Source organism: Rhizobium sp. NZLR10 (genome assembly GCF_019685125.1).
GTDB lineage: Bacteria > Pseudomonadota > Alphaproteobacteria > Rhizobiales > Rhizobiaceae > Rhizobium.
Genome location: NZ_JABDWE010000026.1, coordinates 23,367 through 36,225, shown reverse-complemented (window position 1 = coordinate 36,225; position 12,859 = coordinate 23,367). Strand labels below are relative to the sequence as shown.

The 12,859-nt window shown below is 61.4% G+C and carries 12 protein-coding genes; 6 read left to right on the top strand and 6 right to left on the bottom strand.

Annotation, left to right across the window (positions count from 1 at the left end; translation table 11 throughout):
* Positions 1-7: 7 nt before the first annotated feature.
* Both HJB82_RS29230 and HJB82_RS29225 read right to left on the bottom strand, forming a co-directional pair.
* Positions 8-1,327, bottom strand: a complete 1,320-nt coding sequence (locus HJB82_RS29230; RefSeq protein ID WP_207584577.1) for an ABC transporter substrate-binding protein — start codon at positions 1,325-1,327, stop codon at positions 8-10.
* 71 nt (positions 1,328-1,398) lie between these two features.
* Entirely contained in the window at positions 1,399-2,832 is a 1,434-nt protein-coding gene (locus HJB82_RS29225) for an aldehyde dehydrogenase (RefSeq protein ID WP_259674023.1), read from the bottom strand.
* Between the two features lie 254 nt (positions 2,833-3,086).
* On the opposite strand from HJB82_RS29225, the gene HJB82_RS29220 reads away from it, so the two are divergent.
* Positions 3,087-3,983 (top strand): AraC family transcriptional regulator, encoded by an 897-nt coding sequence (locus HJB82_RS29220; RefSeq protein ID WP_221117215.1) that lies wholly within the window; start codon positions 3,087-3,089, stop codon positions 3,981-3,983.
* A 323-nt stretch (positions 3,984-4,306) separates the two neighbouring features.
* Here HJB82_RS29220 and HJB82_RS29215 read toward each other — a convergent pair whose 3' ends face one another.
* Complete coding sequence (locus HJB82_RS29215) at positions 4,307-5,179, bottom strand: NmrA family NAD(P)-binding protein (RefSeq protein WP_221142234.1); 873 nt, start codon at positions 5,177-5,179, stop codon at positions 4,307-4,309.
* A gap of 45 nt (positions 5,180-5,224) precedes the next feature.
* Positions 5,225-5,647 carry a DoxX family protein gene (locus tag HJB82_RS29210; protein WP_221142232.1) on the bottom strand — a complete coding sequence of 141 codons (423 nt, stop codon included), beginning with the start codon at positions 5,645-5,647 and terminating at the stop codon, positions 5,225-5,227.
* Between the two features lie 119 nt (positions 5,648-5,766).
* Between HJB82_RS29210 and HJB82_RS29205 the strand changes: the two genes are divergently transcribed.
* The 3 genes from HJB82_RS29205 (at position 5,767) to HJB82_RS29195 (ending at position 7,995) form a co-directional block, all read left to right on the top strand.
* The gene (locus HJB82_RS29205; RefSeq protein WP_221142230.1) at positions 5,767-6,672 is read left to right on the top strand and encodes a LysR family transcriptional regulator; all 906 of its coding nucleotides are present in this window, start codon (positions 5,767-5,769) and stop codon (positions 6,670-6,672) included.
* A 479-nt stretch (positions 6,673-7,151) separates the two neighbouring features.
* Positions 7,152-7,508, top strand: a complete 357-nt coding sequence (locus HJB82_RS29200) for a helix-turn-helix transcriptional regulator (protein ID WP_221142228.1) — start codon at positions 7,152-7,154, stop codon at positions 7,506-7,508.
* Positions 7,492-7,995: an SRPBCC family protein gene (locus tag HJB82_RS29195; protein ID WP_221142226.1), complete on the top strand. Its 504-nt coding sequence runs from the start codon at positions 7,492-7,494 to the stop codon at positions 7,993-7,995. Before HJB82_RS29200 ends, HJB82_RS29195 begins: the two co-directional genes overlap by 17 nt.
* Positions 7,996-8,170: 175 nt before the next feature.
* Here the strand turns inward: HJB82_RS29195 and HJB82_RS29190 are convergent, their stop codons facing one another.
* Both HJB82_RS29190 and HJB82_RS29185 read right to left on the bottom strand, forming a co-directional pair.
* Entirely contained in the window at positions 8,171-9,577 is a 1,407-nt protein-coding gene (locus tag HJB82_RS29190) for an adenylate/guanylate cyclase domain-containing protein (protein WP_221142224.1), read from the bottom strand.
* A 121-nt stretch (positions 9,578-9,698) separates the two neighbouring features.
* Positions 9,699-10,184, bottom strand: a complete 486-nt coding sequence (locus HJB82_RS29185; protein ID WP_221117219.1) for a MarR family winged helix-turn-helix transcriptional regulator — start codon at positions 10,182-10,184, stop codon at positions 9,699-9,701.
* 214 nt (positions 10,185-10,398) lie between these two features.
* Here HJB82_RS29185 and HJB82_RS29180 point away from each other — a divergent pair, with 214 nt between their 5' ends.
* Positions 10,399-11,982 carry an AMP-binding protein gene (locus HJB82_RS29180; RefSeq protein WP_221142222.1) on the top strand — a complete coding sequence of 528 codons (1,584 nt, stop codon included), beginning with the start codon at positions 10,399-10,401 and terminating at the stop codon, positions 11,980-11,982.
* A gap of 45 nt (positions 11,983-12,027) precedes the next feature.
* Positions 12,028-12,852 carry a p-hydroxycinnamoyl CoA hydratase/lyase gene (locus HJB82_RS29175; protein WP_207584588.1) on the top strand — a complete coding sequence of 275 codons (825 nt, stop codon included), beginning with the start codon at positions 12,028-12,030 and terminating at the stop codon, positions 12,850-12,852.
* The last annotated feature ends 7 nt before the right edge of the window (positions 12,853-12,859 follow it).

Below are 12,859 nucleotides of genomic sequence, written 5' to 3'. Positions count from 1 at the left end.
TTATCCGTTATCCGTTATAAGCGATGAGCTTGGCGCCGACCGGCACATTGGGGTCGGTGGCGTTTTCGGTGACGACATAGTCGAGCGCGAATTTCGAGCCCTCTGCCGCCTTCACCCATTGCGTGCCGATGATCGGCCCGGGAGAGACGTTGGCGACGGGGCCGCTGGTGAAGTCGACCTTGCCGGCGATCGTCGTCGTCTTCAGCGTGCTGATCGCTTTGGCCACTGCCTCTTTGCTCTTGACGTCGGTACTGGCCTTCAGCGCATCGAAGCCTGCATCGAGAAGTGCAAGGCTGGCGCCGAGCTGCTGTGTCCACTGTTTGCCGCTTGCCGTTTCGTAGCCGTCTGCGAGCTCGGTTCCGGACACGCCCGTCAGCGTCGATTTGTAGGGGAAGGCCTTATGCCAGTAGGCGGCGCTGCCAATGTTCAAGCCGAGGTCGCCGAGCGCCTCGATGTCGGAAGGAAACAGCCCCGTCTTGGCGACCTGGCAGATCTTGATCTGCTGGGTGAGGCCCTGTTGCGCGGCCTGGCGCCAGAAGGCGGCGAAATCTGGCGGTATCGGGAACGAGTTGAAGATCTCGACGCCCTCCTGCCGGAAGAGAGCGATCTGCGCCGTAAAATCGGTGGTTCCGGTTTCATAGGCGCCGGGATCGACGATGGTGAAGCCCGCCTTGGCAAGCGCCGGCGCCAGATGGGTGCGGATCGCATTGCCATCGGCGTCGTTTGGATACATGACGCCGACCTTCTTGTTGGTCTCGATCAGGTTCCATTGCGAAACATAGGCCTTGTGGAACTCTTCGACGCCGAAGCCGAAATGATAGGTCCACTTGAACGGTGAAGGCGCGCCCGGCTTGGCGCCGCGACCGAAATACCAGGCTTCCCAGGGCATGACTGTCGAGAGGCAGGGAATACCGGCCGCTTCACAGGCGTCGGCCACCGGATTGATGGTTTCGGGCGTCGAGACGGCGAGCATCAGGTCGATCGCCTTGTTGTTGATCAGGTCCTTCGCCAGTTGGCCGGCGCGCGAGGGATCGGACTGGGTGTCCTGGTCGAGGATCTCCACCTTCCAGGTCTTGCCGCCCGCCTGCAGGCCGTTCGCCAGCGCCTTGCGCGCGAGGTCGAGCACGTAACCGTCGGTCTCGCCGAAGCCGCCGAGCGGGCCGGTGCGCGGGCTGATGAAGCCGACCTTCAGCGTATCGCCGCTCTGAGCGAAGGCCGTGCGACCGGAGAGCGCCAGTGCTGTTCCGCCCGCTGCGGCCGATGCGATGAAAGAGCGGCGGGTGAGCGATGCTGCGTTGAATTTTCCGTTGCGGAAAATGCCGTTCATGAAATCATTCCTCCCTCTTGATGCTGGCCTCTTGGGCCTGCTCCCATTGTTCATCCCGCCCGATCTGGTGATTAGATCGGGTAGTGCCGTTTTCCCGATGCCATGGTGATCCATCTCAGCTCGGTGAATTCGTCGATCGCGGCCTTGCCGCCGAAGCGCCCGTAGCCGCTCGATTTGACGCCGCCGAACGGCATCTGCGGCTCGTCGGAAACTGTGGCCTCATTGATGTGGCAGATGCCGGATTCGAGCCGCATGGCAACGGCAAGCGCGGCACTGACGTCGGCGCTGAAGACGGCGGCCGAGAGCCCGTATTCGTTGTCGTTGGCGACCGTCACTGCCTCGTCAACGCTGCCGACCCTGACGATCGCCGCGACAGGCCCGAAGCTCTCCTCACGGTAGATGCGCATGGCCGGCGTCACGTGATCGATGACGGTCGCGTCCATCAGCGTCCCGTGGGCCTGACCGCCGCAGACGAGGACTGCACCCTTCTGCAGCGCGTCGTCGATAAGCGACCTGACGCGGCGCACCGCCTCTGCGTTGATCAGCGTCCCGAGCGGCGTGTTGCCGTCCCCTGGGTGGCCTGCAACGAGGGTCGCGGCTTTCGTCCCGAACTTGCCGACGAAGTGGTCGGCGATCTCGTCCATCAGGATGATCCGCTCCGTCGACATGCAGATCTGGCCCTGGTTCATGAAGGCGCCGAAGGCGGCGGCGCTGACGGCCTCGTCGATATCGGCGTCGGCAAGCACGATGAACGGCGCCTTGCCGCCGAGTTCGAGCAGGCAGCGCTTCAGATGGCGTGCCGAGGCTTCGGCGATGATCCTGCCGACACGCGTGGAGCCGGTGAAGTTGATGCGGCGCACGGCCGGATGGGCGATCAGGGCGGCGACGACTGCGGCGGCATCGCTCGGCGCATTGGAGACGACATTGACGACGCCGCGCGGGAAACCGGCGTCACGCATGATGTCGCCGATCAGGCCATGGGTCTTCGGGCAGAGTTCGGAGGCCTTCAGGACGACCGTGTTGCCGCAGGCAAGCGGCATGGCGACGGCGCGGGTGCCGAGGATAATGGGCGCGTTCCAGGGGGCAATGCCGACGCAGACGCCTGCCGGCTGGCGCAGGGCCATCGCGAGGCTGCCGGGAATGCCCGACGGAATGAGTTCGCCTGATATTTGCGTGGTCATCGCCGCCGCCTCGCGAAGAATATCGGCGCCGAGCCCGCAATTGATCGCCGCCCATTGGGCGGTGGCGCCGGTTTCGCCGGTCATGGCGGCAATGAGCTCCGGCGTGCAGGCCTCCAGCAGATCGGCGGCGGCATTCAGCAGCCTGCGCCGTTCGCCGGGGCCGGTCTGTGACCAGTCGGGAAAGGCTGCCGCGGCCGCATTGGCTGCCCGCGTCATGTCGGCGACGGATCCCGCCGAAGCAATCGTTGCGACATCGCCGGTCAGCGGATCCATGCGTTCGAAGGTGGCCCCCTCGAAAGCCTCCATCGCCTCGTTATTGATCATCAGCTTTGCCGAAAACACTGTTTCACCCACCCGCCATGTGCTGGCGCTTGCATTGTTGCCATGGGGAGAAAGACGAGCCGACGCCGCAGCCTCAAGGCCGCTTGACCATCTCTGTGTCTGTCGGAATGCCTCCTCCCAAAGGCTGATGACGGTCAGGTTACGCCGATCATCGGCGGATGGAATGCGATTTATTGGGTTAATATTGTAATTATCCGGCGATTGCTGCAATGATTGGTGGAAGCGGAGGAGAGGCGTTGGCGACGGACGGAGGCATTCATCATTATGCCAGGGGCGAGTGGCACGCGCCGTCGCTTTCGCATCGGCGCATCCGTCTTCAGAAGGGACTCTATGCCGATTTCCACCATTTCCTTCTGCTCGGGGAGGGGCGGGCCGAGCTTCACTTCGACAGCGGCGAGGATCGGCCGTTGCAGGGACCGCTGCTTGCCTTCCTGCCGCCTCAGGCTCGCTGCGACCTGTCGATTTCTGCCGGAACCGCTGCCCATCTCGTTGGAACCTCGCCGCAGATCATGGTCGATGCGATCGGCGACAAGGTGGAATCCTATTCGCTGCGCATCTTCACCGAGCAGCGCAGGCTGGTCGAGGCATTGGATCCCCTGCTGATAGCCGAAATCAGTCCGCTGATTTTGGGTTTCGTGCGGGAACTCAGTGATCCCTTGCGTTCCTCCTGGATGGTCGCGTCCGCCTATATCAGGTTGATCCTGATGGCGCTGTGGCGCGGGGATGGCGAGAGAAGCGAGCCGCGCGGGCAGGGCGAAACCGGATCGATCCTGCAAAGATATCGGCAACTCGTCGAGGCCGGCTTCCGCCAGCACCGGCCCATCAGCGACTACGCCGCGGAATTGGGCGTCACGGCCGACCGGCTTCATTCGATCTGCCAAAGGGCGCTCGGCCGCTCGCCGATCCAGCTTTTGCATGAGCGCGTGGTGCAGGAGGCGAAGCTGAGATTGGAGCGCTCGGCCCGCAATATCCAGGAAATCTCCGACGGCCTCGGCTTTCGCGACCCGACCTATTTCAGCCATTTCTTCAAACGCAAGACCGGCCTTTCCCCCGCCGGCTACCGCGAGATCGCCCGCGCGTCGGCCGGATCGGAAAACAGCATGCTCTCCTCGGGTTATGCCGACTGGCCTTAGGCTCGGGGCTCATTGGTCAAAGCTGGAATTTGCCGGTCTTGGATCGCAAATCACATCCAACAGACGTAGGACTGCAATGCGCCAATAGTAACCGTCACAACGGATCGGTCGAGCGTCCGCTTTGGGCCGCAAGCTGCCGGTCCGCTATGGAATGAAAAGACGTGGATAGCGGCATTTGGCCTAGGAACCGCCTGCGCGGCAAGGTTGAGCCTGCCAGGCGGGAGTGGAGGCGCTTCGCGTTGCTTTGAGCTGTTGAGCTCTGCCCGTAATGCGTCCGGCGCAGAAGCGGGCAGTCTCCGTCTCATACCTGATCCGTCCCGGACTTACGCTTTGACGGCGTTCTGTGCAGCCTCGAATACATCGCGTGCGGACATCGTACCCGCTACGTGCTCCGTACCCGCGACTCCGAGGTCCATCCATCCTGCATTCACGGCCTCAAACATTTCTTCGGCAGGTCCGGTGTGGCCCTTCGGGATGCCGAATTGCTCGAACGCTTCCGCCCATCCTGCACGCGGGACTGCAAAGGCTTTCACGTCGAGATTCAGGACTTCACCCAATTGCTCCGCGACTTCATCCGCGGTGACCATCGAACCAATCTCGACGACGCGCTGCCCTGACCACGCTGGCCCGGTCAAAAGGGTTGCGACTTCCGCGCCGATGTCGTTCGTCGCGACCATGGTCGATTTGCGGTCTGTCGGATTGTAGTAGACCGGTAGCGTTCCGCCCCGGGCGACCTGCAAGCCGTAGAGGAAATTTTCGAAGAAGCCGCCTGCGCGCACAAATGCGATTGGGGATGTCAAGTCGCGAAAACCTTGCTCCAGAAGCGACAAGGCCGTGATCATCCCGAGCCCGCTGGTTCTGTTCGCACCCATCGACGAAAGGGCAACCACTCGCGGCGGCGCTGCCTTGGTGAGCGCCTCAACATAGTTTGCAATCACGCCCTTTGCTTCTTTGTAATCGGGCGAGGGCGCCCAGACAGCCGGCAACATGACGAACGCGCCTTCGACGCCTTTGAGCGCTTGCCCGATGGCTGCCGAATCATTCCAATCGCCGTCTACCAGTTCCACGCCCTGGTTCGCCCAGTTAGCCGCCTTCTCGCGATTGCGGACGAGCGCGCGTACTTCCTTGCCGTGCGTCAACAGATGTTCTGCCGTTGCGCCGCCCACTTTTCCCGTGATTCCCATTACTAAAAACATGTGTTTTCTCCTGATGATGAGGGACAGAGCACTGCCCCTGTTGGTTCAATGAATGAGCGGTAGAATGGCCCGGATTCGGGGATCGCGCGCGTAGAGGCCGCTCCAGGTCATCGCGCCCAGAAGCAGGGAAATGATTTCCGGCGGCGACCCCAACTCACCAATGCGGACATGGGCGCAGATGGCACCTCCCAAAAAGCCCGTCACTAGGATCGCGCCGAGGACGGCAGTGGCCGGGATGGCGTAAAGGATGGCGCAGGCGAGTATGATCGGACCCACGACACGGGTCAGGTCCATCGCGAACCCGGTTTCCTGCAACATGCTCGCGATCTGTGCCGGCGCGAAAAGCTGAATAGTGCCGTCTGCCACCAGAGCGAGAACGACAAACGCGCTCATTATCCGGCCGGCCCACAGGGCGCGATGCAAGGTCATAGTTTCAGGCACCTGATGCAGGTTCATAGTTTCGGACACTTGTCATTCTCCGATGAGTGGATCCCATATTCGGAGCTTACTGTGTCACCTAGGTATGATAAACACCGAGGAAATGAACTAACTGTTCTCTCTGTGGAGGACAATGCCGAGGCACGAAAATGCAGAATCTCGAACCCATCCTCATTTTCATAACGGTAGCAGAAATGGGGAGCTTCACCCGCGCGGCCGATAGCCTGGGCATCCAAAAGGGGAGAGCCTCAACGGCGGTCCGGAAGCTGGAAGAAGATGTCGGTGTCAGGCTCCTGCACCGCACGACGCGCAGCGTGCAGTTGACGGAGGACGGGCGCGCATTTCATGCCCGTGCCCGCGATCTGCTTGCTGAAGTCGATGACCTACACTCGATGTTCGCAGGCGATCACGTGGCACTTCGCGGGCGTTTACGGGTCGATCTTCCGACCGAGGTGGCGCGCACAACGATCGTGCCGGTCTTGCCGGATTTCATGGCGACTTATCCCGAATTGGAGCTGGAGGTGTCGAGTACGGACCGCCAGGTTGATCTGGTTCAAGAGGGGTTCGACTGTGTATTGCGGCTTGGACCCATAAGGGACGAGACGCTAATTGCCCGCCCACTGGGACTGTTGCGCATGGTCAACGCTGCCAGTCCCGCCTATCTGGCGCGCTATGGCACTCCTCGATCGCTAGAAGATCTCCAGCGTCAGGAACACCGGACAATTCATTTTTCGACGATGCTAGGCGCAAGACCCTATGGATGGGAATATCCGGACGGCGACAGTTACGCGACGATTCAGTTGCCAGGTGCGCTACACGTCAACAGCGCGCAGACCTACGAAGCTGCTGCCCTCGCCGGCCTTGGCTTGATTCAGGCGCCACTCTTGGGGATTGGCCCATACTTAGAGAGTGGAGCGCTTGTGGAGATCATACCCGATTTTCGTCGCCGGGCGCTCGCCGTTTCCCTCGTCGTAGCACATCGGAGCAATCTTTCGCGCCGAGTCCGCGCATTCATGAAATGGATCGAAGATGTGCTGACACCGTATCTGGAATAGGAGACGAACATCTTCATCCGGCCCTCGAAATCAACATTCTGAAGTTATGTCTGTCGGTCGGCGGCCGGCGGTCCAACAGAATGCGACACTGAAACCGGCGACCTTTTGAAATCTGACAGAGATATCCTCAAACTTTCCGCCTTCTGTCTCCACTACGCCGTGCCAATGCAACAGAACCATTCCGTATCAGGTTCGGAGCTATCCTGTTGCTCGCAACCTTATCCGGGGCCGCCCGTCGATCTCCGTAAGGCAGCAAATGGGCAATGGGAACGAATGGTCGCTTTCGGGGGCGGCTCACTTTGCCTGGGAACGGCGAGGATGAAGGCGCGAAGCTGCCGAAGCACTTCTGCAGCTGTCGGCCCACGCCAGACGATTTTTGCTGCCGCCGCCGCGGCGTGTGACCTCGGATGCCCGGTCTACGGCGTGGAAAGGTCGGGACGCTTGTGCTTCCTGCGCGAACAGGGTAGATACTGAACTAGATGGTTCAGTATATAGGTCCTCCTCTCGATCTCTCGTTTGCGGCACTGTCCGATGCGACCCGCCGCGGGATTATCGATCAGCTTGGGCGAGGCGACGCGTCGATCACCAGTCTCGCGGATAAGTTCCAGATGACGCTGACCGGCATGAAGAAGCACGTCCAGGTTCTCGAGCGGGCGGGGCTCGTCGTCACGCAGAAGGTCGGACGGGTAAGAACCTGCAACCTTGGGGAACGCGGCCTCAAGGCGGAGGCCGAGTGGATCGAGGCGCATCGCAGGCTCTTCGAGGCCCGCTTCGAAGCATTGGACGCATTCATCAGCGAAATGAAACAGGAGGGAAGCGATGAATCAGCAAGTTAACAGTGCAGGCGGTGCGCAGAACCGCACGTCAGTCGAGCGCAGAGGGGACCGCGAACTCGTCGTAACGCGGACATTCAATGCACCGCCGAGCACGGTTTACAAGGCATGGAGCCAGCCCGAGCTGTTCCAGCGCTGGTGGGTGCCAAAATCGGCATCCGGCGTTTCGCTCGTATCGTGCGATATGGACGTCCGTACCGGCGGCAAATATCGGCTGGAATTCGGCGCCGGCGGTTCGGACACCATGGCCTTCTATGGCAAGTATCTCGAGGTGGTGCCGAACGAGCGCATCGTCTGGACCAACGACGAGGGCGAAGAGGGCGCGATCACGACCGTGACCTTCGAAGACCAGGGCGGGAGGACACTACTGAATTTCCGCGAAGTCTATCCTTCCAAGGAGGCGCTTGAGGAAGCACTACAGGGCTCGGCGGCCGCATTGCCGGAGCAGTTGGATCAGCTCGACGAATTGCTTTCCAGCCTAGGCGAGTAGCGCGGGTCGGGAAACTCGCCTCGGGGGAACGTCTGCTCTTGGGAAGTGACTCCACGGCCTTTCTGGCCGGAGCGAAAGCGCGAAGCTGCCAAACACTGATTGCCCAATGAAAGTCCGCAATGGACCGTTAGCGGAAACTGCTGACGTTCACTTGACCTCGAAGAGCAGACCAACCTCACGACAGGGCAAAGATTTTGACTTCCCGCCCGATGCCCTGAAGTTCCGCCATCCGAGAGGCGGATTTGATGCCGCTGTCACGCAGGATCTCCGAAACCTGGGCATCCCCGACAATTGCTTCCGTCGTCATGATCACGTTGGGATCGGCAAGGCCCTGAACGCGGGAGGCGATGTTGACGGTCTGGCCGAAATAGTCCTGCCGGTCGTTCAGGTTGACTGCAAGGCATGGTCCTTCATGGATGCCGATCTTCAGCAGGAGATCGTCGCTGCCGTGTTCGGCATTTAGACGAAGCATCGCCTCCCGCATCCGAAGTGCGGCCGCCACTGCGCGGTCCGGGCTCGGAAAGGTCGCCATCACGGCATCGCCTATGGTTTTGACCACCGCTCCGGCCTCCGTGGCGACGATCTCGTGCAAAACCCTGAAATGCGCCCGCACCAGATCGAAAGCGGCAAGATCTCCGACGCGCTCGTAAAGCGCGGTCGAGCCTCTCAGGTCGGTGAAGAGGAAAGTCAGGCTGGTGATTTTGAGGCGCTGGTCGACGTCGAGCGTGTCGGTCCGATAGATGTCGCGGAAACTCTGGTTCGTCAGCAGACGTTTGGCTGTCAGAAAAGCGCGCCTGCTACCCAGCAGATCGTGCAGGTCATCTCCAGCGATGCAAACGTTTGGTACGACTCTGCTATCGGTGTGGTTTTCAAGGGTCAGCCGCAGCAAGCCGGGACGCAGCGTGACCGTTTCGTTCAGCGCATGCCCCCGACTGATGACCATTGAGAGGTTTTGACGTTCGTCGGTGGGCTCACCCTTCACGTCGATGAACTGCGCCGAGTGCGTTACCGCATCGAAGATGATGACGAATTGCGCCGGCAGTTGCAGTGAGACGAAAGCCTTCTCGCCCGGAGCCAACTCGATCATCTCCAACATGATGCGGGCGAACTTCGCTTCCAGATCCTCCGGCAAGTCGACGCCGGAGCTGAAGAAGATTTGGCGGTAGTATTCAAGCGGAGTCAGCCGATTGGGGTCGTGGGCAGCGATCCTGCGAACGCGCGGACTGACTGTGAACGTTACCTCGACCATCTCGTCGAGGGTGGGTTCGTATCCGGCGGCGCAAAGCGCACAATGGTACGTCTCATGGACGACCCCTTTGAGAGTTGCGCCACTGTCAAGAACTCCGCCGCATCCCGGGCAAAGGACATTCCAGGTCATCTCGAACGCGCCTATGCGGGCTGCATGCAGAAGCGCTGCGATCGTTTTCTCTTCATCGAGATGATGCGTCTTGGCGAAGGCGAGCGCATTGATGCGATTGAGATCGCGATCCGAGCCATGCATGACGACGTTTTCTATACACTCGACCGTCTGCGGGTCAGCCGCCTGTCGCAATGTGGCAAAAAGCACGTCCATTTCACTCATGAGACAAGTCTCCGTGTGCATAACCCACGGCGGACTACGCCAGGGCCGAGATCATAACACGGGAGTTTCCCAATAGAAATCTATGGGCTTAAATGCTGCTTGCTTCACAAGCGGAAGCGGTTCAGCCCCCCTTATAGATCCGCTTCAGCGCGGCCAATAGCGCATCCATTTCGTCCGGCGAAAACAGCTCGATGAAGCGCTGTTCATGCATGGCGATCAGCGCGCGTGCCCGCGCGAGCATGGCGCGTCCCGCCTCCGTCAGATGCAGTTCCTGGCGCCGGCGATCTGCCGCGGAAGGACGGCGCTCGATGAAGTCACGGGCCGCCAGCCGATTGACGAGGGCCATCATGGTCGCGCGATCGGTGCCGAGCGTATTGGCAAGGTCGATCTGCGATACGCCGGGATTGCCCGCGACAAGTTCCATCACTGCGAGCTGCTTCTGCGTCAGCCGAAGCTCCTCCATGGTTTCAGCGAAGTCGCGATAGATCGCGACATGCGCCATGCGCAGATGAAAGCCCAGGAGATCGCCGAGCCGACCGACGTCGAGCGGCGGCGTAAAGGAGGCCTCCTCGGCTTCGACATCCTCCGGCGGGGGTTTTGTGCGCATCGTTCGCTCTCGCTTCGTTCGGGATCATAACCATCAAAATCAGCGGGTTAGTCAATATCCTTGTTGGCGGCAGCAGGGATATTTTCCCGCGATCCTCCGAAGGCTCGGATTTGCCGAAAACAGCCTCTTGCATCTCGTCGGAAAAAGATATTAGTATGTGTTGCATACAAATTTGATGCTTGCGGCGGAGGAGCGGCGGGCATGGGAGGAGAAAATGGTGCATTCCTTTTCCGGGATGGCTTCTTCGGCGGATTGCGGACTGGTGAAGGATGATCCGATCCTCTACCGCGCCCACGTCGCGCCGGATCGTCGGGCTCTGTTCGAGATCGCCACCGGCCGGCAGCTGACCTATGCCGAACTCGATGTGCGGATTGCCCGCTGCGCCGGTTTCCTCCGCGATATGCTGGGAGCGCGGCGGGACGGGGCGCGTGTCGCCATGCTGGCGCGTAATTCGATGGATTCGCTCGTGCTTGCCTTTGCCTGCCAGCGCGCCGGCGCCATCTACGTGCCGCTTAACTGGCGCCTCAATGCCGCCGAGCTTCGGCCGATCCTTGCCGATTGCGCGCCAGCTCTCCTGGTCCACGACCAAGAGTTTTCGGCAGCCGTGGCAAGCCTTGCGGACGTTGATCCCCAGATGGCGGTGATCGCGACGGCCGATGGCCCGGGCGGGTTTGCCGCGCGGATCGAGGCGAGCCTCCCGGGGGAGCCCGTGCCCGTCGAAGCGGATCAGCCTTGCGTCCTGCTGTACACGTCGGGCACGACGGGCCAGTCGAAGGGCGTCGTCATCACCCGCAGCAACGCCTTCTTTGCCGCGGTCAATTTTTCCTTCGTCGGCGAGATCGGGCCGGGATCGGTCGCTTTGTGCGACCTGCCGTTCTTCCACACGATCGGCCTGATCGCCGTGGCGCGCACAACATTGATGCTGGGCGGCACGCTTGTCGTCTCCGACCGGTTCACGCCGGCGCGCACACTCGCAGCTCTTGCCGATCGGCAACGCGCCATCAGCCATTATTTCGCCGTGCCGCAGATCGCGCTCGCCCTGCGCGGCGACCCCGCTTATAGCGCCGCGGCACTTTCCGGCCTGCACGCGCTCTTCGTCGGCGGCGCGCCGCTGACCCAGGCGTTGATCGAAAGCTATCTCGGCGATGGCGTGGCACTGGTCAACGGTTACGGCCTGAGCGAGGCGGGAACGGTGCTGCATGTGCCGATCGACCGGCGTGCCGTCCAGGACAATCCCGGCAGTGTCGGTCTTCCCGCACCGCTTCTCGACATCCGTATCGTCGGCGAAGAGGGCAGCGACGTCGGGGAAGGCGAGATCGGCGAATTATGGCTGCGCGGGCCGGCGGTGACGCCGGGCTATTGGAACAAGCCTGAGGAGACCGCTGTCGCCTTCACCGACGGCTGGTACCGCACCGGCGATCTTGGCCGCCGCGAAGCCAACGGCTTCTATCGGATCGTCGACCGGCTGAAGGACATGTATATCAGCGGTGGCGAGAATGTTTATCCCGCCGAGGTCGAAGCAGCGCTCGCAAGCCATCCCGATATTCTCGACGTCGCGGTCGTTGGTATTCCCGATATCAGGTGGGGCGAATGCGGCGTTGCGTATGTCGTGCAGCGGCCGGGTGCCGCGGCAACGGGCGAGGAGATTGCCGGCCATTGCGCGGCAAGGCTCTCCGCCTTCAAGCGCCCGGCCCGCATCCTCTTCATCGAGAGTATTCCCCGCACCGCCTCCGGCAAGGTGCAGAAACATGTTCTGCGCCGGTTGCATTCCGACGAAACCCTTCAACGACAGGCCTGATGAAGCGGCCCCGGCATTCAATGCCGAAACCAATGGAGTAGACCCATGACTGAAAATCAATCGCCGGTTCTGGTCGAATTCGATAACGGCATCGCTTTCGTGACCCTCAACCGCCCTGAAAAGCGCAATGCGATGAATCCGGCTTTGAACGCCCGGATGATGGAAGTGCTCGATGAACTCGAGGGCGACGAGCGCTGCGGCGTTCTCGTCCTGCGCGGCGCCGGCGAGTCCTGGTCCGCCGGCATGGATCTGAAGGAATATTTCCGCGACAATGACGACAAGCCGCGCGATGCCACGCTGAAGGCGCGGCGCCAATCCGGCGGCTGGTGGGGCCGGCTGATGTATTTCGAAAAGCCGACGATCGCCATGGTCAATGGCTGGTGCTTCGGCGGCGCCTTCACGCCGCTGGTTTCCTGCGATCTCGCCATCGCCGCCGAGGAAGCGAATTTCGGCCTTTCCGAGATCAATTGGGGCATCCTGCCGGGCGGCAACGTTACCCGCGCGGTCGCCGAGGTGATGCGCCATCGCGACGCGCTCTACTACATCATGACCGGCGAATTGTTCGGCGGGCGCAAGGCCGCCGAAATGGGTCTGGTCAATGAGGCCGTGCCGCTGGCCGAGCTTGAAACCCGGGTCCGCAAGATCTGCGCCAGCCTGCTCGAAAAGAACCCGGTGACGCTGAAGGCCGCCAAGGATACCTATAAGCGCGTGCGCAACCTGCCCTGGGATCTGGCCGACGATTACATCTACGCCAAGCTGGAGCAGATGCTGTTTCTCGACAAGACCAAGGGGCGCGACGAGGGGCTGAAGCAGTTCCTCGACGACAAGACCTATCAGCCGGGGCTCGGTGCCTACAAGCGCGGCCGCTGAGGGTTCG